The following is a 25003-nucleotide window of genomic DNA, read 5'->3' as shown; positions in this document are numbered from 1 at the left end:
TCAAGGGAGGGGCTCGCGGGGAAGAGAAATCGGGGGCCGGGTAGACGGCGGCGGCAAGCGTTTGGCGTAGAGGCTCAAGGTGTGCGTGCGGCCATCCAAGGCGAAACGGGCGTATTGCGGCGTCAGGTGTTCCAGGCGCCAGCCGTTGGGCAGTGTCTGGCCCAGGCGCACGGTCAGCGGGCGGCCATCGGTCTGCTTGAGCATCGCCATTTGCAGGTTACCGGTGATCATGATGCCGCTGAGGGTCAGGTTGGCCAGGCTCGCGACCCGTGCCTTGCCTACCATGCTGTCGGGGCTGCGATCCGGGCTGAATAGCGGCGCTTGCCAAGTGGCGGCGAGGCTTTCCAGCGGCACGCTTGGCGCGACTTTTACGCTGACCGAAGGATGCGCGCGCGCAGCCGGTTCGGGCAGCCACTGCGGTTCATCGCCGATGCTGCTGAGAATCACCGCCATCAGTACGCCGAGTAACCCGGCCAAGCCGAGCAAGCCCCATTCCAAGGGGCGCAGTGTGCCGATCATCGCGCCACCTGCGGTTGCAGATAACCGCGCACCAGCAGGTGCACCACCAACTTTGCGGCGCCCCCCGTCGCGGGCGCCTGCTGGCCACGGCGGATGCGCAGTTCATCCACGAACAGAAACGGCGGCTGATATTCCAGCTCGTGCAGCACGGCTTCCAATGGCTCGATGGCGCAGTTGAGGGTGAGGCTGACCTTGACCTGGCGATACGGCTCTCCCTCGTCCTGCTCCGGGGTGATCGGCTTGCGTTGCGTCAGGCTGCAGCCGCCGCCCAGATTGGCGTGGCTGTTGATCAGGTCGGCAAGGCGTTGCATCAGGTCGGCGGCCACCCCATCGGGGTCATCCCCCGGCAACAGGCTGGTGCTGCTGGCCGGGTCTTGCTGCGCCAGCAGCAGTTGCTGACGCAGCGCATCACCTTGGCGCACCACCCCGGCGTAGCGTTGCTGCTGCTCACGCAGCTGTTCGGCCTGTTCGCCCATGTCACGCAAAGGCCCGGCGAACCAGCTGTCGATCAACAGCCAGTAGGCCGCGCCGATGACCACGGCCAGCAGCAGCAAAGCCGCACCGCGACGTTCACGGGGTGTGAGGGGTCGGCGCATCGGCGGCCTCCTGGCGTAGATGGGCACGCAAGGCAAACTGGTCCTTGCCGGTGCGCGTATCGGGTTGAATCACCCCTTCGAACTGGGCGTTTTCCAGGCTGTGGCAGCCCTTGATACGGGTGATCAGCGCGCTGGCCTTGGCGCTTTGCCCGGAGAACGAAATCTCGCCGTCCTTGACATCCAACTGGTCCAGCCAGGTGTCGGCGGGCAGGCAGGTGGTGAGGTCATTGAGCAAGGCGGCCAGGGGCGGCTGTGCCAGTTTGAGCCGGGTCAGGTATTGCGCCGCGCCACGGGTATTGAGCAGTTGCTGGCGCAAGGCGTGCACCTCGGCGACCTGGGCTTTTTGCTGCTGCACGCTGGCGCGCATGGCATCGAGCACACGCTGGCGGTCGTTGAGCCACAGCAGCATTGCCGCGATCAACAAGGCCCCGCACAGCCACGGCAGGCTGCGTTGCAAGCCTTTGCCGGTGGGGCGCTGGCGCGCGCGCAATGGCGCCGGGAGCAAGTCGATGCCCAGGTGGTTCACATCCACCCGCTGGGGGTGCAAGCCAAGGGCCGCGCAGTCGACGAGGATCTGGTCCAGCTGTTCGCGCAGGATCGCCACCAGCGTGACGTGCAGATGCGTGGCTGTGCGTTGCTCCTGGCGCGCGACGAAGTACAGCTGGTCAGCCTCGAATGGGGTGTAGCGATCCAGCTCGTAACCGACCACGGTGGTGAGGTTGCGCGCAGCGGCCAGCGGCAGTTGCACCGTTTGCAACAGCACAGCGTCGGGCGCCAGCATCAGCACCTGGCGCGTGCTGTTGGGTGTGACCGGTTCGCTCAGTGGCCAGTGGTAAACCTGCTCAGGCGGCTCGTGCAGTACCAGCCAATTCGGCACACAGGCGCGCAGTTCCGCAAGCCACAGGCGCCAGCCTTGTTGCAGCAGGCTGCCACGCCAGTGTCGGGCAATGGGTTCCAGTCGATTCATTCTTGCCAACGCAACACCCGGTAGGGTTGCGCGCTGTCCTCCGAGGGGCTCAATAAAACGGTGATTCGCAGGCGTGCCTGATAGCCGCCGGGGCGCTGTGCGTGACTATCAACGACCAACACTTCGCCTGGGTCGGCGCCTTCGGCGCTCTGGTGCGACAGGTTCAGCGCCTTGCGCATCAGCGGGCTGGCGAAGGCCGGATCGGGGCGATCCAGGTCACTCCACAAGGTGATTTGCGGCAGCAATTGGCGGTACAGCGTTTGCGTCATGCCGGGCAGTTGGCGCACTTCTTCCAGCACCCGAAACGGCGGCAAGCCCTGCTTACGGCGCGCCTCCAGGGCCTTGAGCAGTCGGCCGGCCTGGGCCTGGGTGGCGCCGCAGGCCAGGGCCAGGCGCATGAAGTCATCGGCCTCGGCGTTGATCAGGTACAGCTTGCCGCGCTCACTGCGCAGGCTGACGTGCAACTGGGCATCGTCGAAGGTCATCGGCATGTCACGGCCGTCGGCGATCCAGTGCCGATCCGCCATGGCTAGGGCGATACCGGCTTCGGCGGCCAGCACGGTCTGGGTGTGCTGGCGTAGCCACAGGGCTTGGCGGCTTTCCAGCTGCACCCAACCGGCCAGGCCGCCGAGCAACACACTGAGCAAGGCCAGCGCCCACAGCACCAGCAACAGCGCCGCGCCGAGTTGGCGCTTCATTCTTCGAGCGCTCCGCTGGCGAGATTCAGGCGCAGGGCAATCACCTGGGTGACCCACGGCAGCGGGCCGTCGAGGCTGGCGGCGATGCGCACCGCTGCTGGCAATCGCCTGGGCCATGGCCATTCACTAATCCACCCTGTCGCTTGGCCCAGCGGCGATACGCCGCGATAACTGAACTGTAAACCCGCGACGTTTTTCAGCAGCACTTGCGGCTCACTGCGGGCGATGTTGGTGTGGGACTCCAACTGAGAAAACGCCACCTGCAATTGCTGCTCGCGCTGTTGCAAGGTAAACCGCTGAATTCCACCACCGAGCACACCCGGCAAGGTCGCCACAAACTGCAAGCGCTTGGGTGTGCCGAGAAAAAACCCGTCCGTCTGGCTGTCGTCTTCGGTGACATCCAACGGCAGCGCCTCGCTGATCGCCGTGCGCAGAAACTGCTGCGCGGCGCGCATCTCATCCAGGCTGGCGGTGTAACGCTGGGCCTTGGCCACCGCGCGATTGGCGCCGAGCAACGCGCCGCCCACCAGCACCAGCAACACCGCGAGCAGGCTTAGTACCACGAGGATTTCCAGCACGGTGAAGCCCTGCTCGCGGCGCTTCACAGGCGCGCCTTCAAGGTGCTGAAATGGGCGTGGTGCGACCCTTCGCTGACGGTCAGGTCGAGGCGAAATACACGGGGCTGTTGGCGGGTGCTGGTCAGTTGCCAGTGGATGCCATCCAGATTGCCCTGGCTGACACCCTCGGCCAGCGGCCCCGCCGCCTCCTGATCGAGCACAGTCAGCGCCGCATGGGTGAGACGATCACTGCGGGCGACCTGCGCCAACGAGCGCGCGCTTTGGCCGAAAGCGACCAGTAACACCGTGCTGCACACCGCCATCAGCGTCAGCGCGGCGAGCATTTCAAGCAAGGTGAAGCCCGTTTGGTATTTCATGGCAGCGCCTTGGACTGCACGCTGCCAGTCAGCCAGCCGACGTCGATGCGCCAGCGCCGGCTGCCATTGGCCAACAACAGATGGCCGCCGGTGGAACTGCCATCGGGGTAAAACTCGATGGCGGAGCCGGCCCGTTCAGCGGTGTGCAAGCTGACGTGCAGCTCCGACGGCCAGCGGTGCTGCGTGCGGCCTGGCGCCTGGAACGTCATGCCCGGCAAATCGAATTCAGTGCGCGCGGCCGCGCCGCTGATAACCGCTCCCGCCCGGGTGGTGCGCAGCGCGTCGACTATCTGCCCGACCGCGCGGCGCTCTTTGGCCACCTGCAAACCCTGGCGTACACCCAGCCCCAGCAACCCGGCGGCAAGGCCGATCAACAGGATGACCACCAGCATCTCCAGCAGGGTAAAGCCGCGCTGGGTCATGGCGAGGTTATTCCCAATTGCCCAGGTCGGCGCTGTAACCATCGCCGCCCGGCTGGCCGTCCTGGCCGTAGAAGATCAGGTCGAACGCGCCGTGTTCGCCGGGGTAGCGATAGCCGAAGGCATGGCCGAAGGGGTCCTTAAGGTCGGAAGGCTTGGCGTAGGGCCCGGCCCAACTGGAAGCATTGGCGGGCTTGTCCACCAGTTGTTGCAGGCTGTTGGGCGGCGCGCCGACATCGAGGGCGTAACTGTCGATTTTCATGCCCAGGCTGGCCAACTGCGCCTTGCCCGCGCCGTATTTGCCTTTGTCTACATTGCCACCGACCTGGCGCACCACGATGGTCGCGACAATGCCCAGCAGCACGATCACCGCGAGCATTTCCAGCAGGGTAAAACCGCTTTGGCGGCGTGGGGTGATGACTCGCAATCGGCGCATCGGTTCAGCTCCTTGAAGGTTCATATATTGCTGGTCAGGCTCATCAGCGGCAGCATGATCGCCAGCATGATCACCGCCACCAGCACCGCCATGACCACGGTCAGGGACGGCACCAGTGCGGCGAGCAAACGGTCGATACCGCGCTTGGCTTCGACGTCGAACACCTCGGCAATCTTGAGCAACATGCTGTCCAGTTCACCGGCTTGTTCGCCGACTTCAATCATTTGCAGGGCCAGGTCCGGCAACAGCGGCTGAGCGCCGAACGCACTGGCGAGGGTGCCGCCGCCTTTAACCGACTCCACCGCATCCGCCACTTGGGCTTGCAGGGCACGGTTGGTGCAGACTTGCCGGGCGATGACCAGCGCTTGCAGCAAGGCCACACCGTTGCTGAGCAAGGTGCCGAGGGTGCGGGTCAGTCGGGCTGCTTCGACCCGTTGCAGCAGCGGGCCGATCACGCGAACGCTGAGCAGACGCCGGTCGTAGCGTTGCCGCCGCAGCGGATCGCGCAGACGCGCAGCCACGATCCAACTGGCGGTGATGATCGCGGCCAGCAACACCACGCCATAGGCGCCGAAGAACTGGCCCAGCGCCAGAATCACTTCGGTGATCAGCGGAATCGGCACACCCAAGTCCTGGAAAATCGGCACAAATTGCGGCACCACATACGTCAGCAGCAGCGCCAGCGAACCCAACACGCCGACCACCAGAAACGCCGGGTAGATCAGCGCATTGATCACTTCGCCGCGCAGCAACTGGCTGCGCTCCAGATAGTCGCTGAGTTGGCGCAAGGTGCTTTGCAGCGCGCCACCGGCTTCACCGGCGCGCACCATGCTCAGGTACAGCGGCGAGAAGCTGTCGCCCTCCTCCTCCAGCGCGGCGGATAACGGCTTGCCCGCCTTGACGTGGTCGCGGATGCGCTCGATCAGCGCGCGCACCTGGGGTTGGCCGGGCTGCTTGAGCAGCACGCTCAGCGAGCGCTCCAGCGGCTGACCGGCGCCCAGTAAGGTGGCCAGTTGCTGGGTAAAACTTACCAATGCGGCGCCCTTCAATTGCCCGCGCGTGTTGCGCAACCTCGGGCTGCCCGCCGTTTCGATGTGCAACAGCAACAAGCCGCGTTTGTGCAGGATGGCAATGGCGGCAGCTTGGTCCTGGGCTTGCAGCGTGCCGCTCTGGGCCACGCCCTGGCTGTCCAACGCGCGAAACTTGAAGCGGCTCACGCGCCGTCTCCACGGGTCACGCGCAGCACTTCTTCCAACGAGGTAATGCCCGCCAGCGCCTGGCGCAAGCCTTCTTCATGCAAGGTGCGCAAACCGGCGCGGCGCGCGGCCTGCTCCAGGGTGGCGGCGTCGGCGTGGCGCATCAGCAGGCTGCGCAGTTCGTCGTTCATCACCAGCAGTTCGGTGATGGCGCTGCGGCCGTGGTAACTGCCTTGGTAGAGCAGGATCGGGCGTTGGTCGGTCAGGCGATCCAGGCCATGTTCCTCGATCAACTCCGGCGGTGCTGCAAACGCCACGCGGGTCGCCGGGTCCAGGCGCCGCACCAGGCGCTGGGCGAGAATGCCGCTGACCGTTGAGGCGATCAGGTAGCTTTCCACGCCCATGTCCAGCAACCGCGTGATGCTCGCGGCGGCGCTGTTGGTGTGCAAGGTTGAGAGCACGAGGTGGCCGGTGAGTGAGGATTGGATGGCGATGCGGCAGGTTTCCAGGTCGCGGATTTCGCCGATCATGATCACGTCCGGGTCCTGGCGCACGATGGAGCGCAGCGCGCCGGCGAAGTCCAGGCCAATGGCTGGCTTGACCTGGATCTGATTGATGCCTTCGAGCTGGTATTCCACCGGGTCTTCGACGGTGATGATCTTGCGTTCGGCGGTGTTGAGCCGCGACAACGCGGTGTAGAGCGTGGTGGTTTTGCCGGAGCCGGTAGGCCCGGTGACCAGCAGGATGCCGTGGGGGCGTTCGAGCAGGTCGAGGAACGCCGCCAGGCGCTGGCCGTCAAAGCCCAGGCGTTGGAAGTCGAACTGCACGGTTTGCCGGTCGAGCAGGCGCATCACCACCGATTCGCCAAAGCTGGTGGGCACCGTGGACACGCGCAAATCCAGTTCCTTGCCCTGGATGCGCAGCATGATCCGCCCGTTCTGGGGCAGGCGCCGTTCGGCGATGTCCAGGCGCGCCATGATCTTCACCCGCGAGATCACCGCCGCCGACGAACTGGCCGGCGGCGCCTCGGCGTCGTGCAGCACGCCGTCAATGCGGTAGCGCACCTTGAGCTGGTTTTCGAAGGGTTCGTTATGGATATCCGACGCGCGCTGTTCGACTGCGCGTTGCAGGATCAGGTTGACCAGGCGGATCACCGGCGCTTCGGAGGCCATGTCCTTGAGGTGTTCGATATCCTCCAGCGCGCCGCCCTGGTCGTCGAGGTTTTCGATCAAGGTGCCCATGGCGGAGCGTCCCTGGCCGTAGTAGCGCTCGATCAGCGTATCGACTTCAGTGCGCGGGCCGATGGCCAGCCACACCGGCACCTGACAGGCGTAGGCGAGGGCCTGAAAGGGATAGAGTTGCGCCGGGTTGGCCGCCAATACGCGCAGACCACCGTGGGCCCAGCCCATGGGCACCACCTGGTAGTGGCGCATAAAGCGCTCGGTAAGCGCGGGCAAGGGGTCGAGCAACGGCGGCGCGGCATCGGCTAGCAGCAGGGGGGCGCCGAGCAGTTCAGCCCAGGCGCAGGCCAGTTCGACTTCCGAGACCAGCCCCAAGCGTGTGAGCAGGCCGAGCAGGTCGCTGCTGTCAGTGGACAGGCGCCGCGCACGGTCCAAGTCGACGCTTTTCAGCCCGGCGTGCCGCATCAGCCACGCGCACACCGGGTCAGTGTGCGGGATCTGCGTATGGCAGGCATCGATGGGCGTTGACGACATAATATGGGGTGTCTAGTTGCGAGAAAGTATGGCTATTTGAAACTACTGGACACTGCGATAACGGTGCCATTAGTTCGCCACGCCGCAGTCGAAGTTAACTGGGTTAATCGACTTGAAGTTGCAAATCTAGTTCCGGAAAGAGGGAAACAAACTGAAATGAATAGACTGAAGGTGTCCCGGATTTCCAGTACAGCCCTTTGTTTAAAGGCCTCGCAGGCGATCGCCGGGGTTGGCTAATTGCAATTAGCCACTTCGCTAGTTATTGACGCCCCTTCAAACAGCCGTTCAATAAACTTCATCCTCATGCGATAAACCACCCAAACTTTCACATCACGTCAGGCGTGAGTTCGGGTACTTTTCTCCACCAAACACATCGGCGTGCCGGCCACCGGTTCACGCATGATCTGAACGTGTACATCGAACACTTGGCGCATCAATTCGGCACTGATCACCGCTGACGGCGCACCGTCGGCGACCAGCTTGCCGCCGTGCATCACCGCCAGGTGGTCGGCATAGCGGCAGGCTTGGTTGATGTCGTGCAACACGGTGATCACGGTTTTGCCCTCGGCGGCCAGCTCACCCATCAGGTCAAGCAGTTCGACCTGGTGGCTGATGTCGAGGTAGGTGGTGGGTTCGTCGAGCAATACCACCGGCGCGTTCTGCGCCAGCACCATGGCCAGCCACGCGCGTTGGCGCTGGCCGCCGGACAAGTCCGCCAGGGCGCGGTCGGCCAGGGCGTCCAGTTCCAGGCGCTGCATGGCTTGAGTCACGTGGGCTTGATCGCTACCGCTCAGGCGGCCCCACAGCGAGTTATGCGGGCTGCGCCCGTAAGCGACCAGTTGGCGCACGCTGACACCCTCCGGCACCGGCAATACCTGGGGCAAAAACGCGATCTGCTGTGCTAGCTGGCGAGCGGACAGGCTGGCGTAAGCTTGGCCATCCACGCTCAACTCGCCGTGAGTCGGCTTGAGGATCCGCGCGAAGGCCTTGAGCAACGTGGACTTGCCGCAGCCGTTGGGGCCGATTAACGCGGTGACCTTCCCAGCCGGTGGAGCGAACGACAACCCTTGCACGATGCGCGTTGCGCCGTAGCCGATGTGGAGTTGATGTGCCTGCAGAATACTCATGTCATCAGCCCTTGAACCGTGCCAGCAACCAAAGAAAATACGGCGCGCCAATCACCGCAGTGAGCACCCCTGCCGGGATTTCGCTGGGCGCGATCAACGTGCGCCCGAGGGTGTCGGCCAGCACCAGTAACAGCGCGCCGATCAGCATCGCCGCCGGCAGCAGGTACTGGTGATGCCCGCCGACCAGGCGCCGTGCCATGTGCGGCGCGACCAGGCCGATAAACCCAATCGGCCCAATCACCCCCACGCCCAGGCTGGTCAGCACCACCGCGCAGGCCATCGCCAGCCAGCGCGTGCGGGTCAGCGCGGCGCCCAGGCTGTGGGCGGCTTCGTCGCCGAGGGCGATCAGGTTCAGCGGTTTGGCCAGGCACAAACCCAGCGCAATCAGCGGCAGGAACGGCAACACCAGCGCCACATGGTGCCAGTTGCGGCTCCACAAACTGCCGGTGAGTGCGAGCAAGGCGGTGTTGATATCCAGCGGATGGGACAGAATCAGAAACTCGGTGACGCTGGACAAGGTCACTGCAATCGCCACACCCGAGAGCGCAAACCGCACCCCGGAAAAACTCACGCCGGTGTTGTACAAAGCCAGCAACAAGGCGCCACCGGCGCCGCCCAGGCAGGCCACCAGTGGCAACCAGGCAATCGCCATGTGCGGCCAACTGATGATCGCCACCGTCAGCGCCAGCCCAGCGCCTTGGGTGACGCCGAGGATTTCCGGCGAGGCCAGCGGGTTGCGAATCACCCCCTGCACGATCGCCCCGGCCAGGCCAAACGCGCAACCGGCGAGGATCGCGATCAGGCTGCGCGGCAGGCGGTGGTTCCAGACTTCGAAGTCGAGGGCATTGTGGGCCAGCAAACGGTCCAACACCGTGTGCGGCGTGAGCCACACGGTGCCAGCGCTGAGGCTGATAAAGGTCGCGACCAGCAACCCGCCGAGCAGCAGCCACAGGCGTAATCGTGGCTGAGTCATAACGCGCGCCTGGCGAGAAAGAGGAAGAACGGCGCGCCGATCAGTGCGGTGACCACACCGGCGGGCGTTTCCACTGGAAAGGCCACGGCGCGGCTGAGCACGTCAGCGCCCAGTACGATTACCGCGCCTAACGCCGCGCTCAGCGGGATCAGCCAGCGGTAGTCATTGCCGAGAAATTGCCGAATGATATTCGGTGCGATCAGCCCGACGAAACCGATAGGGCCGACAGCGCAGACACTTGCGCCCACCAGCAACAGGCTGGCGATAAACACCTGTAAGCGCAGGCTGCCAATGCCGACGCCCAACGAGCGTGCGGCATCTTCACCCAGGTTGATCAGGTTCAGGCGTGGCGCGCACCACAGCGCCCACAGGCCGCCGATCAAGGTGCAAGGCCAAAGCAATTGCAACTGGGCTGCGCCGACATTGGCTAACGATCCCGCCAGCCAGTTCAGCACACTTTGAGCCTGGGTCTCGACCAGAATCACCGTGAGCCGGGTCAGTGCTGCGCACAACGCAGCGACGGCCACGCCGGCCAATACCAATCGCCCTTGGGCGGTGGTCGGCGACCACGCACCGCCCAGGCTGAATACGATGACCCAGGCCATCGCGCCGCCCAGGCAGGTCATCAACAACGCGCCACCGGCAAAGGGTGGCGCGACCAAGCCGGTCGAAAACAACGCCAACCCCAACGCCGCCCCCGCCGTCACGCCAAACAGCGACGGCGAGGCCAGACGGTTGCGCGTAATGCCCTGCATCAACGCACCGGCCAGGCCCAGACAGGCACCGACCAACGCCGCGCACACCGCGCGCGGCACCCGCAACTGGGCAACGATATAAGCCATATTGCCGCCCACGCGGCCCTGATGAACCAGACCATTCCAGGCATCTGCGGCGGTGAGGGTGAATGGTGACCAGCTGTACAACGAGAGCCAGAAAAACAAGGCACCTAGCAGCACAATGCTTGCCGCCGCGAGACTTCGCCGCATGCTTATTGGCTCAATACGGCTTTGCCGCCTTTGAGAATCGCCAGGGCATCTTCGGCAATTTGCTCAGACGCCAAGACACCACGATTACGTGCCCAGCTGTCGCCGTCGACTTCAGCCACATGGTGATTGCGCACGGCACCGAGCACCTGCCACAGCGGCTGCTTGCTCCAGGTGTCGACAATGCTTGGGCGACGGTAATGCCCCACCAGCAACCAACCCGGGTCCAGCGCGAGCAGTTGTTCCAGACTGACGAACTCGGTTGGCGCGGCCTTGGCACGTACTGACGGTACTTTCAGGCCGATGGCTTCGAGCACGCTACCGGCGTAGGAGTCCGGGCCGTGTACGGAAAAACTGTCTTCCCGCGCGACGCCAAACAACACGCTGGCGCCCGCCGGGATTTGCTTGGCAATCGCCTGCAAGTGCTCGCGGTTCTGTGCGATGCGCGCCTCCATCTGCGGGCTTTTGCCCAGGGCCTTGCCGATCAGCTCGGCAGACTTCAGGCTGCCTTGGTAGTCCTCACCGCGCGACGGCAACAGCAAGGTCGGCGCGATGCTCGACAGGTCGCTGTACAACGCTTGATGGCGATTGAGGTCGGCGACGATCAGGTCGGGCTTGAGCCGCGCGATGTCCTCGATGCTCGGTTGCGAGCGCAGGCCCACGGATGTCCATTGGCCAATGGCCTGGCGTACACGCGGCAGTACACGGTTGGCGTCGCCATCATCGGCGGCACCGACCGGAGTGACGTCAACGGCGGCGAGGCTGTCAAGGAAGGAAAACTCCAGCACCACCACGCGCTTGGGCGCACCCGGCAAGTGCACCGCGTGCTGGCCGTCATTGAGGTCGATGGGCGCAGCGCTTAACACGCTTGAAGAAAACGCCAGGAGGCAGGCGGCAAGGGTCGGGATGGAGCGCAGCATTCGCATGACAAAGACCTCGGCGTTGGAACACCCCGGCTAGACCGGCTGGGGAAAACGGCGGCTACTATTCCATATCGGCGCGATGCAATCAAAAAACATTCTTATTAACGCTTTTTCATTTACAGCATCTGCGCCCACCCTGTGGCGAGCGGGCTCGCCACAACAGCCCCGCTCGCCATAAAGAGATTGCGCAGTTAAAAGTCGACGGTGGCCGAGAGCAGGTACGTGCGCGGCGTCGACAGGGTCAAACCCGGCTCACTGTCATCCGAGGCCCCGGCCGAGCTCCAGTAGCGTCTATCGGCGACGTTCTCGACATTCGCCCGCAAGGTGATGTGCTTGTCATCGACCTTGAAGGCGTAGCGCGCGCCGACGTCGATGCGGTTCCAGGCATCGATCTGTTTGACGTTGGACGGGTCCAGGTACTGCGAACTGGAGTAAATGCCACGGCTGGTCAGGGTCAACCCCTCGAACGTCGGCACATCCCATTCAGCCCCAAGGTTGACGTTGTACTTAGGCGTAGCCGGTGCTCGGTTGCCGTCGTAGGTGCCGTTGGTGGTATGGGTCAGTTCGCTGTCGATGTACATCACGCCGCCGAGCAGGCGAAAGCCCTTGAGCGGCTCACCGAACACACTCAGTTCCACGCCGTCGTTCTGGCGTTTGCCATTGGGGCCGAACACCCGTGTGGTGGCGTTGGTTTCATAGGCGGGCTGCTTGATACGGAACACCGCGGCGGTAACTGCGAAGGCACCGGCGTCATATTTGGCGCCCATTTCGACTTGGCGGCTGATAAACGGCGGGAAGATTTCATCTTCATTGATCGAGGTAGAGGGCGCGATTTTGCCCTGGCTCAGGCCTTCCATGTAGTTGGCATACAGCGACAACTTATCGGTGGCTTTGAAGAGGATACCGCCCGATGGCGAGATTTTTTCCTCGTCGTAGGCGGTGTCACCTTTGACGTTGTCGCTCCAGTCATCCACCTTCACCCGCTGCCAGCGCGCGCCGAGGGTCAGCAACAGGCGGTCGTCGAAGAAGCCCAGGGTGTCGGAGAGTGCCACGCCGCTGAACTTGTTCTCGGTGTAGACCTTGGCGTCGAAACGTGTGGGCCGCGACGGCGTGGGGGTTTGCACCGGGTTGTAGAGGTTGCTCGGCGCTGTCGCATAGCGCGCACCGCCGTTTTCAAAGTCCATATAGAAGTCGCTGGCAGCCAGGTTTAACTCATGGCTGACGGGCCCCGTGTGGAACCAGCTGCGCACACCCGCCGTGGCGGTACGCACGTTTTCGTCACGGGTGAAATCTCGCGGCTGCACGCTGAAATCCCCGGCATTATTGGTGACGGACACCGCGTGGCGCAGGAAATCGTGGTTACTTTTACGCGCGCCTACGCCGCCGTAGAGCATCACGCTGTCACTGAGGTCAAACTCGCCGTTAACCGTGCCGAACGTGTCGTTGGTGCGGGCCTTGCTCCAGGATTGCGCGTAGTTACGACGCACATCGTTGGCACTCGGCACCCTGGCATTCGGCCCGACCTGTACACGCTCCTGCGGGGCGTCGGTGTCCCGTTCGGTGTGGCCGATGTCGGTGGAAAGGCGCAGGCGTTCGCCACGAAAATCCAGGCCCAGAACGGCCATCTCACGGTCAACGCTCTGGTGGTCCCATTCGGTATCGCCGGACTGTTTCACGCCGTTGAAACGGATGCCGAACTTGTTGTCCTCGCCAAAACGCCGGCCCACATCCACTGCGCCGCCCGTCTGGCTGCCGGAGGCCCAGCTGCCGGTAAACGAGTTAATGTCCTTGTCGGTGGCGCGCTTGGGCACCACGTTGATCCCGCCGCCCACACTGCCGCGCGGTGAGATGCCATTGATCAACTGGCTGGGGCCTTTGATGATGTCGACGCGCTCGGCCATTTCCATGTCGATGGTGTATGTCGGCAACACGCCATACAGGCCGTTGTAGCCCACATCACTATTGAACAGGCTGAAGCCGCGAATGGTGAACTGCTCATAACGCCCACCGGCCGGGTTGGTGGCGCGCACCGAAGGATCGCTGGCGATCAGGTCGCCAAGCGTACGGGCCTGCTGGTTCTTAACCGCCACCTCGGTGTAGGTGGTCATGCTGAACGGCGTTTCCATCAAGTCCCGCGAACCGAGCAGGCCTTGCGAGCCACGGCGTGCCACCTGGCCGCCCGCGTAGGTATCGCCGCCCTCAAGCCCGGTGGTGCCGACGATTGAAGTCGGCGCCAATTGCACGCTGCCACCCTCCGGCACCGGCACCAGCTTGTAGGCTTGATCACCCATCGGTTGCAGTTGCAGGCCGGAGCCTTGCAGCAAACGCGCAAAGCCCTCCTCCACAGCGTAATCGCCGGCCAGGCCAGCGCTGCTACGCCCGCTGACCAACGCCGGGGCCACCGACAGATTGACACCTGAGAGCCCGGCGAACCGCGTCAACGCCGCGCTGAGGCTGCCGGCCGGCACTTGGTAGCTGCGGCGAGCGGCGCTGTCTTCGGCATAGCTGAGGGGAATCAATAACGGGCTGGTGCCGAGGCTCAGCATCAGGCTCAGGTTCAGCAATGGGCGCAAGCGCAAGGGTGATACGGCGGGCATTGGCACAAACTCTCGATTTAATTCACTTACCTGGGATGACAGGCGAGGTGAAAAAAAGGGACAGGCTTCAGCAATAATTTTTCAACTAACGGGTACGTCCACCCAACCTTGACGCGCTCCAGCGCGACCAGCGTCTTGAACCCCATCACGTTCGAGTGCTCGGCGAAGATCCCGCGGGCGGGGTTCTGGTATTTCAGCAGGCTCACGCGCTCGGTGGAGACCGACACCATGATGTGTGATCGATTTGCGGCTTTTACCGGGTTTACCACCGCGACATTCGCGGTGATCACTCCTTGCATACACGCCCCTCATTGCTCAGGATGACGACCTGATTTCAACCTCTGCAAGAAGGCTCGACGCATGAAACTATTGCGTAAATGGCGCGAACACCAAGCGCGCAAGGCATTACGCGCGCTCTCCCCTCTGGAGCGTTCGACGCAAAAACTGCGCAACCGTTACCCCGAATACAGTTTTGGCATAGGTACCTACGGGGACTTAAAGGTTCACGACTGGCACGAAGGTACGACCTTGCGCGTAGGCGCCTACACGTCCATTGCGGGCAATGTTGAAGTGTATCTGGGGGGCCACCATCGCACCGATTGGCTCAGTTGCTATCCCTTTCCGGCCAAGCTTAAAAGCGTCGCCCACATCACTGACTTTGGTGGCAGTAAAGGTGACGTGACCATTGGCAATGATTGCTGGATCAGCTCGCACGCGAAAATTCTGTCTGGCGTCACCATCGGCAATGGCGCGGTCGTCGCCGCCGGCTCGATTGTGACCAAGGACGTTGCGCCGTACGCTATCGTGGGCGGCAACCCCGCTAAACATATCCGCTGGCGCTTTGATGAGCCCACTCGCCTGATCCTCGAGCAGTGCGCATGGTGGGAATGGACGCAGACCGAGGTGTGTTCGATCGCGCATTTGCTGTGCAGTACAGATATCAGCCCGTTTGTGGATTACCTGAAGCAGCGGCCGCTCTCGGCTGACTGAGGCACGTTAAAAAAGCCCAACCTGAAAAGCCCAACCTTTTCGATTGGGCTTGATCAGAAATAGGATCGGGACGGAGTGATTCGAACACTCGACCCCTATGGCGTTTACCAGCGAGTCGCTTAAAGTGTTCCTTGCGGTTGTCGACAACGGGGCCTTTTCTGCCGCTGCACGAACGTTAGGCCATCAACATGGCGGTGTCGCAGTTTGAAGCAGAGCTGAATTTACTGCTTTTTAACCGACCAACTCGCAAAGCCATTCCTACGACAGCTGCCAAAGCACTCGAGCCCCAGGCACGAAAGGTGGCGAGCCAGTGGTTAGTAGCGGTTGCATCTCCAGATCATCCTGCGGCAGCCGGCAAGAGAAGTCCTTTGGGTGAGGAGCAACGGGTGGACGTTCGGCAGATCGGGGTTGCTACTGGAGGACCTTCAGACGCTGACCCACGTGTCGTGCTGTCGAGGCAGATTTGGCTCCGCGACCGTTATCTGGCAACTCTGGATCTGGTACAGCAAGGATTGGACTGGGCTTATCGTCCACAACCGCTGGTACAACCTCTAATCACTTCGGGCGCATTGACGGAGGTGGTGTTTGACTCCTTATGCCGAGTCAGCCTCGTCGTGTTTGATGAGTAAAAAAATGCAGGCCTACCTGTTCAGTTCAGTTACCCAGCAAACCTTGCGTCAGGAAGGTCCAGCGTTTCTGCCTCAAACGCCCCCGCATTGAGCCGGTGAAATCGACCTGCAGGCTGCACTGGCCCACCGGTGTACATTGTGCCGAACACGACGTTGCCCCTACGAAGCGAAAAAAGCAGCCGTCAGCTGGAGAGGAGCGCTGCCCCTCTATCACCGAACAGGGCGATGCATAGGCCTGCCAGCATCACTATCGACCCGCCCAATTTGGCAGGAGAGACTGGCCTTTCGACTGCCCCCATCAGTCCAAAATGATCGATAACCAGTGACGAAGTAATCTGCCCGGCGATAGCGAGCCCCAGCAGCGCTGAAAGACCGATTTTGGGCGCAAGCACCACGTAACTGAGCAGCGCACTCGCACCGAGCAGGCCACCCAGCAGACTCCACCAGGGCTGGGCGGGTATAGCCGCCAGCGAGGTCACTACCCCGCCGCGCATCAGTGAGAAGAGGCCAAGGCAAAGCGCTCCGGCAGTAAAGGAAAATAAAGCCGCTGCTACGGAGTCTCCCCCTACACCTTTAGCGAGTTGACCGTTCAGCGTGGTCTGCAGGGTTATACCCAGCCCCGCGCCAATGGCCAGCAGGTAATAGACTGCCGTCATTTCTCGCCTCCTTACCGGGCCGATTCAAGCGGCACAAACGTCGCGGCAAAGATGTCAGGCTTATAGCCTGCAGCAGCAAATAGATGCTCACGGGACTCGTCGATCGCCGCGCGGAGCCGATCGCTGTCCACGCCCAGTACCTTGCCGTTGCGCTTGACGATGCGTCCGCCAATCATGACCGTGTCAACATTGCTGCGCTCGGCCGCATGTACCACCGTACCGAATGCATTGCCTGACGGATAAAGGTTTATGTCCTGCGCGTTGATAAGGATCAGGTCGGCCTGTTTTCCGGGGGCCAGACTGCCGATTTTGTCCTGCAATCCTGCACAAGCGGCGCCGTCGACAGTGGCAGCTTTCAGCAGGTTATGGGCAGCCAGAGTCACCGAATGATGTTCTGATCCGCAGCAACGCTGCTGGTGCATGCCCATGACGCGCTGCAGATAAAACGCCACCCGCATCTCTATAAACATGTCGCCACTGTAGGACGTCTCGTTATCCACGCTCAGACCCGGGCTGATACCGTGACGCAGGGCGGACTGCATAGCGAACATTCCATCCTCAATGCCGTAGTGGGCATCGGAGCGCGGACATACGTTGACCCGCACGCCGGTCTCGCGAAGGATTTCCCATCCGGCGTCCGGCAGTGCGGTGCAGTGGTTAAAGATGTTATCGGAGCCGAGCAGTCCTTCGCGATGCAGCCCTTGCAGCTCAGTTGCCATTTCTCCCCCAAAAAACTCGGTGATGATAGGCAGCCCCAGCCGCCGGGCTTCAGCCCACAATTCAGGTTCCAGCTGTGCCATCACTGCCAGCGAGACCAGCGTGTTGTCACCGTTCTTGAAGTATTTTTCCTGCAGCCGCTCCAGGTTGCCGGGCCAATGGGCCTTGTCCCACGCCCCAGAAACCGGCGCACCGCAGGCGTGTACGGACCGGATACCAGCGTCAAGCAGCGCCTCGACCGCAGCGTCGGAGTGCGCGCCGGTGCGGCTGTTGTGCGAGTTATCAACAACGGTGGTGATGCCCGCGTCGATGCAGCCCAATGCGGTCAGCAGGTTGCCGATATACATGTCAGCCGGGCGATAGTATTTGGCAAACGAGTAGTGCGTTGCATTGCAGTAGTCTTCAAGCGTTTCGGCATTCGGATTCAGCCGGCGCAGTTGCCCCTCCCAGGAGTGGCGATGCGTATCGACCATGCCCGGCATGGCAATCATGCCGGATGCCTCGATAACCACGGCGTCGCCAGCCTCGATATTTTCCTGAATGGCCGTGATGGTGCTGCCTTCGATAAGGATATCGCCGCGTACCAGATTGCCTATATCACTGTCCATGCTCAGAACAGTGGCTCCGCGAATGATTGTGCGGATGGCCTGTGAGGCCGGGGCCTGCACGATATTGCGGTTATATTCAGTCATTTTCAGTTCACCTTTTAAATGCAGAGAGAAAAAGGTACGGAAAGTGATACTCCCGAAAAAGAGGGTTAAACTGTTTTAATTATTCAGTAATTACGAACAATAGTGTTCGGCCAGTTGCTGCTATCGGGGCTGCTAGAAAAATGATGGATCGTATCCAGGCAATGCAGGTTTTTGTCCGTGTGGCAGAGGCGGGAAGCTTTATTCAGGCGGCGCAAACGCTCTCATTGCCGGCCTCGACGGTGACCAGCAGCGTTAAAAACCTTGAAAAATATCTGCAGGTGCGCTTGCTCAACAGAACAACGCGACGGGTCAGCCTGACGCCCGAGGGCGCACGGTATCTGGTGCAATGCCGAGAGATCCTCGAGCTGATCGAGCATACGGAATCCAGCCTGACGGAAGATGCAAAACGCCCGCAAGGTCGTTTGCGGGTGGATATGCCTGGCGGCATTGCACATTTTATCGTCATGCCAAACCTGCAAGACTTTTACAGACGCTACCCGGATATCTACCTGATGATAGGTGTCAACGACCGGCAGGTTGACCTGGTTCAGGAGGGCATCGATTGCGTCATTCGGACAGGGGAGCTCAATGACTCAACGCTCATTGCGCGCCCACTCGGCCAGTTTCGCTGGGTGACGTGTGCTTCTGCCGCCTATCTCAAAGAGAACGGTATTCCGCAAACACCGGAAGACTTGTCTCACCATCGGGCCATCCATTATTTTTCAGGGCAAGACAGGCGAGCGGGTGAAATGCGCTTCGTCAGCGGCACTGAAAAAATCTCAGTCCCGGTGAGCGGTGCAGCGGCTGTCAATGAGACAGGACTCTATATAAAAATGTGTCTTGAGGGGTTCGGGCTGATGCAGCTTGCTGAGAGGGTGGTCTCGGACCACCTGCAGGAAGGGCGGCTGATCGAGGTTCTCGCGGACTGGCAACCGGCGTCCGTACCCGTCACTTTGCTCTATCCGCATCAACGTTTTCTCTCGCCAGCCGTGCGCGTATTTGCTGACTGGATAGCCGAGCTTGTTCGCGACGGCGATTCGGCAATTAGCTGATCAGGAGAGGGCTCACTTTAGCCTGACTCACAAACACCGATTTAGCTTAGCGATGAGCAGGTTCGATTTGAACGTTTCGCCCGGCCAGCACGCCGCTGAATGCGCCATCGTGCAACGCGGTGCCAAATCCGACGCCGCCTTACAGAGAACTCTAGACGGGGTACTCATGTGCCCTATATGCCCCCTAAAACAGGGCTTTCACTCAGGCACAAAAAAGCCGATCTATCTGATCTGCTCAAGTGTCTGATTTTACTCAGGAATAATGGTCGGGACGGAGTGATTCGAACACTCGACCCCTAGCACCCCATGCTAGTGCGCTACCGGACTGCGCTACGCCCCGACTAGGCGTGTTACTGGGTTCGCTTCGCTACGAAGCGATCCGAAATATACCGCAAGCTTTTGAAATGTGGAAGTATTTTAAAAGCTTGAATCATTTCTTCAAAACCACCAGCACATCTTCGAGCTCGGAGATCATCTGGCGGATCAGTTGCTTGTATTGGGTAGTGTCGTCCCTGGCCTCATCACCGGACATACGCTGGCGCGCACCACTGATGGTGAACCCCTGGTCGTACAGCAACGCGCGGATCTGTCGGATCATCAGCACATCCTGGCGCTGATAATACCGACGGTTCCCGGTGCGTTTGACGGGGTTGAGTTGAGGAAACTCCTGCTCCCAATAGCGCAGCACGTGCGGTTTAACCGCACAGAGCTCGCTGACTTCACCAATGGTGAAGTAGCGTTTGCCTGGGATGACAGGCAGTTCGTCGTTATGACTTGGTTCCAGCATAAGCCTCAACTCGGGCCTTCAACTTCTGCCCTGGACGAAAGGTGACCACACGGCGAGCCGTGATCGGGATTTCTTCTCCCGTTTTTGGATTGCGGCCAGGCCGCTGGCGTTTGTCCCGCAGGTCAAAATTGCCGAAACCGGACAATTTGACCTGCTCATTGTCTTCCAGAGCGTGCCTGATTTCCTCAAAAAACAGCTCGACCAATTCCTTGGCTTCGCGTTTGTTCAGACCCAGCTCTTCGTACAGACGTTCCGCCATCTCAGCTTTCGTCAAAGCCCCCATACGTCACTTCCTTAACGTGGCGTTCAACCTTTGTTCGAGCGAGGTGAGGATATTTTGTGTCGTGGTATTCACCTCATCGTCATTAAGAGTGCGCGATGGATGCTGCCAGGTCAAGCCAACTGCAAGGCTTTTTCTATGCGGATCAATGCCTTTACCCTGATAGACGTCAAATAGCCTGAGGTCTGTCAGCCATTCCCCTGCATTTTCACGGATTACGTCCAGAACAGCAGTGGCGGCCACTTCACGGTCGGCGATCAGGGCCAGGTCCCTACGCACTTCAGGGAAGCGCGACAACTCGTTGAATCTAGGCATTTTGCCCGACGCAACTTCAGCCAAGACCAGTTCAAAAACGAACACCGGACGGTCCAGACCGAGGGTTTTCGATAGTTCTGGGTGAATGGCACCGACGAAGCCCACCAGGCGCCCTTCGCGTTCGATACGCGCAGTCTGGCCCGGGTGCAATGCAGGGTGGCTGCCTGGCACAAACGTGAAGGCATCCAATGCACCGGCAAAGCCCAGCACTGCTTCCACGTCAGCTTTAACGTCGAAGAAATCCACCGCGTCGCGACCCTGCGCCCAGCCTTCCGGCAGGCGACTACCGCACACTACGCCAGCCAGCATTGGTTCTTGCTTCAGACCGTCGAGTTGGCCGACAAACCGCAGGCCGCTTTCGAACATGCGCACGCGGTCCTGCTGACGGTTCAGGTTGTGGGAAAGTGCTTTCACCAAGCCAGGCCACAGCGACGAACGCATGGCCGCCATGTCGTTCGAAATCGGGTTGGCCAACAGCAACGGCTCAACGCCTGGATTGAACAGTTCAAACTGCTTCGGATCGATGAAGCTATAGGTCACCGCTTCCTGGTAGCCACGGGCAACCAGCAGGCGACGCAACTCCGGCAAATGCGCACGGGCTTCAGCTTTAGGCTGCGGTGCCAGGCGTGCTTGCGGGTAACGAACCGGCAGGCGGTTATAGCCATACAGGCGCGCCAGCTCTTCGATCAGGTCGACTTCCAGGCTGATATCAAAGCGATGGCTTGGCACTTCAACGTGCCACCGCCCTTCCCCGCCAGCGGAAATGCTCAAACCCAGCGCAGACAGCAGTTGCTCGATTTGAGCCGGCTCAATCACCAGGCCGAGCATTTGCTCGACGCTCTTGGCGCGCAAGGTGATCGGTGCAACGGATGGCAGATGCTGTTCGCTCACTGTTTCAGTGATTGGGCCAGCTTCGCCGCCGGTGATTTCCAGCAGCAGGCCAGTGGCGCGCTCCATGGCTTCACGGGCCAGCTTCCAGTCCACGCCACGCTCATAGCGGTGCGAGGCATCGGTGTGCAAACCGTAGGAACGAGCCTTGCCAGCGATGGCGATCTGATCAAAGAACGCACTTTCAAGGAAAATGTCACGCGTGGTCGCGGACACGCCGCTGTGCTCGCCACCCATCACGCCGGCAATGGCCAGTGCGCGGGAATGGTCGGCGATCACCAGCGTGTCGGCGCGCAGGGTTACTTCCTGGCCGTCGAGCAGTACCAGCTTCTCACCTTCTTCGGCCATGCGTACGCGGATGCCGCCGTTGATTTCGGCAAGATCGAACGCGTGCAGCGGTTGGCCCAACTCGAGCATCACGTAGTTAGTGATGTCGACGGCGGCGTCAATGCTGCGTACGTCGGCGCGACGCAGGCGTTCAACCATCCACAGTGGGGTTGGCTTGGACAGGTCGACATTGCGGATCACACGGCCCAGGTAACGTGGGCAAGCGTTGGGTGCCAGCACTTCGATAGAGCGCACTTCGTCGTGCACAGCGGGTACGGCGGCAACCACGGGACGGGTGACGGGGGCGTTGTACAGCGCACCCACTTCACGCGCCAGACCCGCCAGGGACAGGCAGTCGCCACGATTCGGGGTCAGGTCGACCTCGATGCTGGCGTCTTCCAGTTCCAGGTAGACACGAACGTCCTGGCCCACTGGCGCGTCGGCCGGCAGCTCCATCAGGCCATCGTTGCCCTCGCCCACTTGCAGCTCAGCCTGGGAGCAGAGCATGCCGTTGGACTCAACGCCACGCAGCTTGGCTTTCTTGATCTTGAAGTCGCCCGGCAGTTCGGCGCCGATCATGGCGAACGGAATCTTCAGGCCCGGGCGCACGTTTGGCGCACCGCACACGACCTGGAAAGTCTGCGCGCCATTGCTGACCTGGCACACACGCAATTTGTCGGCATCGGGATGCTGCTCGGTGCTCAGCACTTCGCCCACGACCACACCGTTGAAAACACCGGCGGCCGGCGTAACGCTATCGACCTCAAGACCGGCCATCGACAGACGAGCAACCAGCTCGTCGCGATCTACCTGCGGGCTTACCCAGCCACGCAGCCATTGTTCACTGAATTTCATCCTGTTCTCCTAAAGATTCGTTACGACTAGCGAAATTGCGCGAGGAACCGCAAGTCGTTGTCGAAGAACAGACGCAAGTCGTTCACGCCGTAACGCAGCATGGCCAGACGCTCAACGCCCATGCCGAAGGCAAAGCCCGAGAACTCTTCCGGATCGATCCCGGACATGCGCAGCACGTTGGGGTGAACCATGCCGCAGCCCATCACTTCCAGCCAGCCGGTCTGCTTGCAGACGCGGCAGCCTTTACCGCTGCACATCACGCATTCCATGTCGACTTCAGCGGACGGCTCGGTGAACGGGAAAAACGATGGACGAAAACGCACCGCCAGCTCTTTCTCGAAAAACACCCGCAGGAATTCTTCGATGGTGCCTTTGAGGTCGGCGAAATTGATGTCGCGATCAACCAGCAGGCCTTCAACCTGGTGGAACATCGGCGAGTGGGTGATATCGTAGTCGCTACGGTACACACGGCCTGGGCAGACGATGCGGATCGGCGGCTTGGTCGCTTCCATGGTGCGGACCTGTACCGGCGAGGTATGGGTGCGCAACAGCATGTTGGCGTTGAAATAGAAGGTGTCGTGCATCGACCGGGCCGGGTGATGGCCTGGGATGTTGAGCGCCTCGAAGTTGTGATAGTCGTCTTCGACCTCAGGGCCTTCGGCAATGCCGTAGCCGATGTGGGTGAAGAACTGCTCGATACGTTCCAGCGTCCGGGTGATCGGGTGCAGACCGCCCGAGGCCTGACCACGGCCAGGCAAGGTCACGTCAATGGACTCGGCGGCGAGCTTGGCCGCAAGATCGGCCTCCTCGAGCGACGCCTTGCGCGCATTGAGAACCTCTGTGACACGCTCCTTGGCGACGTTGATCAGCGCACCGACTTGCGGACGCTCTTCAGCCGGCAAATTCCCCAGGGTCTTCATCACCTGAGTCAATTCACCTTTTTTGCCAAGGTAGTGAACCCGGATTTGCTCCAGGGCATTGATATCTTCAGCGCTTTGCACAGCCTCAAGAGCTTGAGCAACGAGCGCGTCCAGGTTTTCCATGTACAGACTCCAGATACAAAATAGGGGAAGAGCTTGAAGGCTCTTCCCCTATTTATGACGTTTACCACCCTTTGCTACACGAGCAGCTCAGGGTGACTGCCGGGGGTACTTAAGCCAAGGTGGCTTTAGCTTTCTCGACAATCGCAGCAAACACCGCTTTATCGTTCACGGCCAGTTCAGCCAGAACCTTACGGTCGATTTCGATGGACGCTTTTTTCAGGCCAGCGATGAAACGGCTGTAGGACAGACCGTTAACACGTGCACCAGCGTTGATACGAGCGATCCACAGAGCGCGGAACTGACGTTTTTTCTGACGACGGTCACGGTAGGCGTATTGGCCTGCCTTGATTACCGCTTGCTTGGCAACACGGAATACGCGCGAGCGTGCACCGTAGTAGCCTTTAGCGAGTTTCAGAATTTTTTTGTGACGTTTACGGGCAATGACGCCACGCTTTACACGAGCCATGAGTTACTTCCTCTATTCTTGATCCAAAATTAACGAAGGCGCAGCATGCGCTCGACTTTTGCCACGTCAGACGGATGCAGCAAGCTGCTACCGCGCAGTTGACGCTTACGCTTAGTCGACATTTTGGTCAGGATGTGGCTCTTGAAAGCGTGCTTGTGCTTGATACCGTTAGCAGTTTTCAGAAACCGCTTAGCAGCACCACTTTTAGTCTTCATCTTTGGCATGTTCGGATACTCCGCATTCAGTTGATAAACATAATCAGAAGGCCTGCCGTGCCCTGTTGATTACTTCTTCTTTTTCGGGGCGATGACCATAATCAGCTGGCGTCCTTCCATCTTAGGATGCTGCTCGACGGAACCGTACTCCAGCAGGTCAGCTTCAACCCGCTTGAGGAGTTCCATCCCCAGCTCCTGGTGGGCCATCTCACGGCCGCGGAATCGCAAGGATACCTTGGCCCTGTCCCCATCACTCAGGAAACGTACCAGGTTGCGCAGTTTTACCTGGTAATCCCCTTCCTCCGTCCCTGGACGAAACTTGATTTCTTTTACTTGAATCTGCTTCTGGTTCTTCTTCGCCGCAGCGACCTGCTTCTTCTTTTCGAAGATCGACTTGCCGTAATCCATCAGCTTGCAAACAGGTGGTGCAGCATCGGCGGAAATTTCCACCAAATCGAGCTTGGCTTCTTCAGCCTTAAGAAGCGCGTCTTCAATTGACACAATCCCAAGCTGCTCACCCTCAGCCCCAATTAACCGAACCTCGCGTGCCGAGATATTCTCGTTGATCGGGGCTTTCGGTGCAGCTCGTTTATCTTGTCTCATTTCACGCTTAATAATAATTACTCCGAATCTGGGCGACCACGCCGGGAAACCGCTTGCGCGAGGAACTCAGCGAACTGGGCGACGGGCATCGAGCCCAGGTCAGCACCTTCACGAGTACGCACAGCGACAGTCTGCATCTCGACTTCCCGATCTCCGATAACCAAAAGATAGGGAACCTTGAGCAAAGTATGCTCACGGATTTTAAAGCCGATCTTTTCATTTCTCAAGTCGGACTTGGCACGAAATCCGCTTTCGTTGAGAGTTTTTTCAACTTCAGCCGCAAAATCTGCCTGTTTATCAGTGATGTTCATGATCACTGCCTGGGTCGGAGCAAGCCACGCAGGGAATGCACCCTCGTAGTGCTCGATCAGGATACCGACCAACCGTTCGCACGAACCGAGGCTC

Annotated in this window: 28 protein-coding genes, 1 tRNA gene and 1 pseudogene; 3 read left to right on the top strand and 27 right to left on the bottom strand. The window is 60.8% G+C overall.

Annotation, left to right across the window (positions count from 1 at the left end; translation table 11 throughout):
• The 16 genes from E0F99_RS18605 to E0F99_RS18530 all read right to left on the bottom strand — a co-directional run bounded on the left by E0F99_RS18605 (nucleotide 1) and on the right by E0F99_RS18530 (nucleotide 14382).
• Nucleotides 1-519, bottom strand: coding sequence for a general secretion pathway protein GspN (locus E0F99_RS18605; RefSeq protein ID WP_083357787.1), 519 nt, complete (start codon nucleotides 517-519; stop codon nucleotides 1-3).
• Nucleotides 516-1115, bottom strand: coding sequence for a type II secretion system protein GspM (gene gspM, locus E0F99_RS18600; protein ID WP_083357786.1), 600 nt, complete (start codon nucleotides 1113-1115; stop codon nucleotides 516-518). Before gspM ends, E0F99_RS18605 begins: the two co-directional genes overlap by 4 nt.
• Nucleotides 1090-2082: a PilN domain-containing protein gene (locus E0F99_RS18595; protein ID WP_083357785.1), complete on the bottom strand. Its 993-nt coding sequence runs from the start codon at nucleotides 2080-2082 to the stop codon at nucleotides 1090-1092. Before E0F99_RS18595 ends, gspM begins: the two co-directional genes overlap by 26 nt.
• Nucleotides 2079-2780, bottom strand: coding sequence for a general secretion pathway protein GspK (locus E0F99_RS18590; protein ID WP_083357784.1), 702 nt, complete (start codon nucleotides 2778-2780; stop codon nucleotides 2079-2081). Before E0F99_RS18590 ends, E0F99_RS18595 begins: the two co-directional genes overlap by 4 nt.
• Nucleotides 2777-3385, bottom strand: a complete 609-nt coding sequence (locus E0F99_RS18585; protein WP_083357783.1) for a prepilin-type N-terminal cleavage/methylation domain-containing protein — start codon at nucleotides 3383-3385, stop codon at nucleotides 2777-2779. The genes E0F99_RS18590 and E0F99_RS18585 overlap by 4 nt, the downstream gene beginning before the upstream one ends.
• Complete coding sequence (locus E0F99_RS18580) at nucleotides 3382-3714, bottom strand: type II secretion system protein (RefSeq protein WP_083357782.1); 333 nt, start codon at nucleotides 3712-3714, stop codon at nucleotides 3382-3384. Before E0F99_RS18580 ends, E0F99_RS18585 begins: the two co-directional genes overlap by 4 nt.
• Nucleotides 3711-4136, bottom strand: coding sequence for a pilus assembly FimT family protein (locus tag E0F99_RS18575; protein ID WP_083357781.1), 426 nt, complete (start codon nucleotides 4134-4136; stop codon nucleotides 3711-3713). Before E0F99_RS18575 ends, E0F99_RS18580 begins: the two co-directional genes overlap by 4 nt.
• 7 nt (nucleotides 4137-4143) lie before the next feature.
• The gene (gene gspG / locus E0F99_RS18570) at nucleotides 4144-4593 is read right to left on the bottom strand and encodes a type II secretion system major pseudopilin GspG (RefSeq protein ID WP_130908859.1); all 450 of its coding nucleotides are present in this window, start codon (nucleotides 4591-4593) and stop codon (nucleotides 4144-4146) included.
• Nucleotides 4590-5786 (bottom strand): type II secretion system inner membrane protein GspF, encoded by a 1197-nt coding sequence (gene gspF, locus E0F99_RS18565; RefSeq protein ID WP_083357779.1) that lies wholly within the window; start codon nucleotides 5784-5786, stop codon nucleotides 4590-4592. The genes gspG and gspF overlap by 4 nt, the downstream gene beginning before the upstream one ends.
• On the bottom strand, nucleotides 5783-7480 hold the full coding sequence (locus E0F99_RS18560; protein WP_130908858.1) for a GspE/PulE family protein: 1698 nt from the start codon (nucleotides 7478-7480) through the stop codon (nucleotides 5783-5785). The genes gspF and E0F99_RS18560 overlap by 4 nt, the downstream gene beginning before the upstream one ends.
• Before the next feature lie 335 nt (nucleotides 7481-7815).
• Entirely contained in the window at nucleotides 7816-8607 is a 792-nt protein-coding gene (gene fecE, locus E0F99_RS18555) for a Fe(3+) dicitrate ABC transporter ATP-binding protein FecE (protein WP_083357777.1), read from the bottom strand.
• Nucleotides 8608-8611: 4 nt separating this feature from the next.
• Nucleotides 8612-9580, bottom strand: coding sequence for an iron chelate uptake ABC transporter family permease subunit (locus tag E0F99_RS18550; protein ID WP_083357776.1), 969 nt, complete (start codon nucleotides 9578-9580; stop codon nucleotides 8612-8614).
• Nucleotides 9577-10566 (bottom strand): iron-dicitrate ABC transporter permease FecC, encoded by a 990-nt coding sequence (gene fecC, locus E0F99_RS18545; protein WP_083357775.1) that lies wholly within the window; start codon nucleotides 10564-10566, stop codon nucleotides 9577-9579. The genes E0F99_RS18550 and fecC overlap by 4 nt, the downstream gene beginning before the upstream one ends.
• A 2-nt stretch (nucleotides 10567-10568) precedes the next feature.
• A complete protein-coding gene (locus E0F99_RS18540; RefSeq protein ID WP_407020240.1) occupies nucleotides 10569-11483 on the bottom strand; it encodes a Fe(3+) dicitrate ABC transporter substrate-binding protein FecB in 915 nt (304 codons plus the stop codon).
• Nucleotides 11484-11677: 194 nt separating this feature from the next.
• Nucleotides 11678-14083, bottom strand: coding sequence for a TonB-dependent receptor (locus E0F99_RS18535; RefSeq protein ID WP_083357773.1), 2406 nt, complete (start codon nucleotides 14081-14083; stop codon nucleotides 11678-11680).
• A 26-nt stretch (nucleotides 14084-14109) separates the two neighbouring features.
• Nucleotides 14110-14382 (bottom strand): hypothetical protein, encoded by a 273-nt coding sequence (locus E0F99_RS18530; RefSeq protein ID WP_083357772.1) that lies wholly within the window; start codon nucleotides 14380-14382, stop codon nucleotides 14110-14112.
• Nucleotides 14383-14443: 61 nt separating this feature from the next.
• Between E0F99_RS18530 and E0F99_RS18525 the strand changes: the two genes are divergently transcribed.
• A complete protein-coding gene (locus tag E0F99_RS18525) occupies nucleotides 14444-15073 on the top strand; it encodes a CatB-related O-acetyltransferase (protein ID WP_083357771.1) in 630 nt (209 codons plus the stop codon).
• 97 nt (nucleotides 15074-15170) lie between these two features.
• Nucleotides 15171-15669: pseudogene (locus E0F99_RS18520) on the top strand (LysR family transcriptional regulator); the annotation flags it as partial.
• A gap of 215 nt (nucleotides 15670-15884) precedes the next feature.
• Here E0F99_RS18520 and E0F99_RS18515 read toward each other — a convergent pair.
• Nucleotides 15885-16358 carry a DMT family transporter gene (locus E0F99_RS18515; RefSeq protein ID WP_083357770.1) on the bottom strand — a complete coding sequence of 158 codons (474 nt, stop codon included), beginning with the start codon at nucleotides 16356-16358 and terminating at the stop codon, nucleotides 15885-15887.
• Nucleotides 16359-16369: 11 nt separating this feature from the next.
• Nucleotides 16370-17767 carry an amidohydrolase family protein gene (locus E0F99_RS18510; protein WP_083357769.1) on the bottom strand — a complete coding sequence of 466 codons (1398 nt, stop codon included), beginning with the start codon at nucleotides 17765-17767 and terminating at the stop codon, nucleotides 16370-16372.
• A gap of 143 nt (nucleotides 17768-17910) precedes the next feature.
• Here E0F99_RS18510 and E0F99_RS18505 point away from each other — a divergent pair, with 143 nt between their 5' ends.
• Complete coding sequence (locus E0F99_RS18505; RefSeq protein ID WP_083357768.1) at nucleotides 17911-18819, top strand: LysR family transcriptional regulator; 909 nt, start codon at nucleotides 17911-17913, stop codon at nucleotides 18817-18819.
• Between the two features lie 263 nt (nucleotides 18820-19082).
• Here E0F99_RS18505 and E0F99_RS18500 read toward each other — a convergent pair.
• From E0F99_RS18500 to E0F99_RS18460, 9 genes are all read right to left on the bottom strand, one after another.
• A tRNA-Pro gene (locus E0F99_RS18500) sits at nucleotides 19083-19159 on the bottom strand.
• Nucleotides 19160-19249: 90 nt separating this feature from the next.
• The gene (locus E0F99_RS18495; RefSeq protein ID WP_083357767.1) at nucleotides 19250-19606 is read right to left on the bottom strand and encodes a MerR family transcriptional regulator; all 357 of its coding nucleotides are present in this window, start codon (nucleotides 19604-19606) and stop codon (nucleotides 19250-19252) included.
• Nucleotides 19587-19889 (bottom strand): integration host factor subunit alpha, encoded by a 303-nt coding sequence (gene ihfA / locus E0F99_RS18490; protein WP_002553164.1) that lies wholly within the window; start codon nucleotides 19887-19889, stop codon nucleotides 19587-19589. The genes E0F99_RS18495 and ihfA overlap by 20 nt, the downstream gene beginning before the upstream one ends.
• 3 nt (nucleotides 19890-19892) lie before the next feature.
• Nucleotides 19893-22271, bottom strand: a complete 2379-nt coding sequence (pheT, locus tag E0F99_RS18485; protein ID WP_083357766.1) for a phenylalanine--tRNA ligase subunit beta — start codon at nucleotides 22269-22271, stop codon at nucleotides 19893-19895.
• 26 nt (nucleotides 22272-22297) lie between these two features.
• Nucleotides 22298-23314, bottom strand: a complete 1017-nt coding sequence (gene pheS / locus E0F99_RS18480) for a phenylalanine--tRNA ligase subunit alpha (protein WP_083357765.1) — start codon at nucleotides 23312-23314, stop codon at nucleotides 22298-22300.
• 109 nt (nucleotides 23315-23423) lie between these two features.
• Nucleotides 23424-23780, bottom strand: coding sequence for a 50S ribosomal protein L20 (gene rplT / locus E0F99_RS18475; RefSeq protein WP_053257052.1), 357 nt, complete (start codon nucleotides 23778-23780; stop codon nucleotides 23424-23426).
• A gap of 29 nt (nucleotides 23781-23809) precedes the next feature.
• A complete protein-coding gene (rpmI, locus tag E0F99_RS18470) occupies nucleotides 23810-24004 on the bottom strand; it encodes a 50S ribosomal protein L35 (RefSeq protein WP_002553160.1) in 195 nt (64 codons plus the stop codon).
• A gap of 60 nt (nucleotides 24005-24064) precedes the next feature.
• Nucleotides 24065-24616 (bottom strand): translation initiation factor IF-3, encoded by a 552-nt coding sequence (gene infC, locus E0F99_RS18465; protein ID WP_173667147.1) that lies wholly within the window; start codon nucleotides 24614-24616, stop codon nucleotides 24065-24067.
• The coding region (locus tag E0F99_RS18460; RefSeq protein WP_242626914.1) for a His/Gly/Thr/Pro-type tRNA ligase C-terminal domain-containing protein at nucleotides 24616-25003 on the bottom strand (388 nt) is incomplete at its 5' end. The genes E0F99_RS18460 and infC, both read right to left, overlap by 1 nt.

The sequence above is a fragment of the Pseudomonas antarctica genome, from assembly GCF_900624995.1.
GTDB classification, from domain to species: Bacteria; Pseudomonadota; Gammaproteobacteria; order Pseudomonadales; family Pseudomonadaceae; genus Aquipseudomonas; species Aquipseudomonas antarctica.
The sequence above is the reverse complement of the archived record's forward strand: the minus strand, read 5'-3'. Positions and strand labels throughout refer to the sequence as shown.

Excerpts from the sequence above, each read along its gene's own strand:
- fecC (WP_083357775.1), bottom strand. The coding sequence starts at position 10,566 with ATGCGGCGAAGTCTCGCGGCGGCAAGCATTGTGCTGCTAGGTGCCTTG.
- E0F99_RS18580 (WP_083357782.1), bottom strand. The coding sequence starts at position 3,714 with ATGAAATACCAAACGGGCTTCACCTTGCTTGAAATGCTCGCCGCGCTG.
- E0F99_RS18495 (WP_083357767.1), bottom strand. The coding sequence starts at position 19,606 with ATGCTGGAACCAAGTCATAACGACGAACTGCCTGTCATCCCAGGCAAA.
- ihfA (WP_002553164.1), bottom strand. The coding sequence starts at position 19,889 with ATGGGGGCTTTGACGAAAGCTGAGATGGCGGAACGTCTGTACGAAGAG.
- rplT (WP_053257052.1), bottom strand. The coding sequence starts at position 23,780 with ATGGCTCGTGTAAAGCGTGGCGTCATTGCCCGTAAACGTCACAAAAAA.
- E0F99_RS18515 (WP_083357770.1), bottom strand. The coding sequence starts at position 16,358 with ATGACGGCAGTCTATTACCTGCTGGCCATTGGCGCGGGGCTGGGTATA.
- E0F99_RS18575 (WP_083357781.1), bottom strand. The coding sequence starts at position 4,136 with ATGACCCAGCGCGGCTTTACCCTGCTGGAGATGCTGGTGGTCATCCTG.
- pheS (WP_083357765.1), bottom strand. The coding sequence starts at position 23,314 with ATGGAAAACCTGGACGCGCTCGTTGCTCAAGCTCTTGAGGCTGTGCAA.
- E0F99_RS18535 (WP_083357773.1), bottom strand. The coding sequence starts at position 14,083 with ATGCCCGCCGTATCACCCTTGCGCTTGCGCCCATTGCTGAACCTGAGC.
- E0F99_RS18550 (WP_083357776.1), bottom strand. The coding sequence starts at position 9,580 with ATGACTCAGCCACGATTACGCCTGTGGCTGCTGCTCGGCGGGTTGCTG.
- rpmI (WP_002553160.1), bottom strand. The coding sequence starts at position 24,004 with ATGCCAAAGATGAAGACTAAAAGTGGTGCTGCTAAGCGGTTTCTGAAA.
- E0F99_RS18530 (WP_083357772.1), bottom strand. The coding sequence starts at position 14,382 with ATGCAAGGAGTGATCACCGCGAATGTCGCGGTGGTAAACCCGGTAAAA.
- gspM (WP_083357786.1), bottom strand. The coding sequence starts at position 1,115 with ATGCGCCGACCCCTCACACCCCGTGAACGTCGCGGTGCGGCTTTGCTG.
- E0F99_RS18605 (WP_083357787.1), bottom strand. The coding sequence starts at position 519 with ATGATCGGCACACTGCGCCCCTTGGAATGGGGCTTGCTCGGCTTGGCC.
- E0F99_RS18540 (WP_407020240.1), bottom strand. The coding sequence starts at position 11,483 with ATGCTGCGCTCCATCCCGACCCTTGCCGCCTGCCTCCTGGCGTTTTCT.
- E0F99_RS18510 (WP_083357769.1), bottom strand. The coding sequence starts at position 17,767 with ATGACTGAATATAACCGCAATATCGTGCAGGCCCCGGCCTCACAGGCC.
- E0F99_RS18505 (WP_083357768.1), top strand. The coding sequence starts at position 17,911 with ATGGATCGTATCCAGGCAATGCAGGTTTTTGTCCGTGTGGCAGAGGCG.
- E0F99_RS18595 (WP_083357785.1), bottom strand. The coding sequence starts at position 2,082 with ATGAATCGACTGGAACCCATTGCCCGACACTGGCGTGGCAGCCTGCTG.
- E0F99_RS18590 (WP_083357784.1), bottom strand. The coding sequence starts at position 2,780 with ATGAAGCGCCAACTCGGCGCGGCGCTGTTGCTGGTGCTGTGGGCGCTG.
- pheT (WP_083357766.1), bottom strand. The coding sequence starts at position 22,271 with ATGAAATTCAGTGAACAATGGCTGCGTGGCTGGGTAAGCCCGCAGGTA.
- gspG (WP_130908859.1), bottom strand. The coding sequence starts at position 4,593 with ATGAACCTTCAAGGAGCTGAACCGATGCGCCGATTGCGAGTCATCACC.
- fecE (WP_083357777.1), bottom strand. The coding sequence starts at position 8,607 with ATGAGTATTCTGCAGGCACATCAACTCCACATCGGCTACGGCGCAACG.
- E0F99_RS18525 (WP_083357771.1), top strand. The coding sequence starts at position 14,444 with ATGAAACTATTGCGTAAATGGCGCGAACACCAAGCGCGCAAGGCATTA.
- E0F99_RS18560 (WP_130908858.1), bottom strand. The coding sequence starts at position 7,480 with ATGTCGTCAACGCCCATCGATGCCTGCCATACGCAGATCCCGCACACT.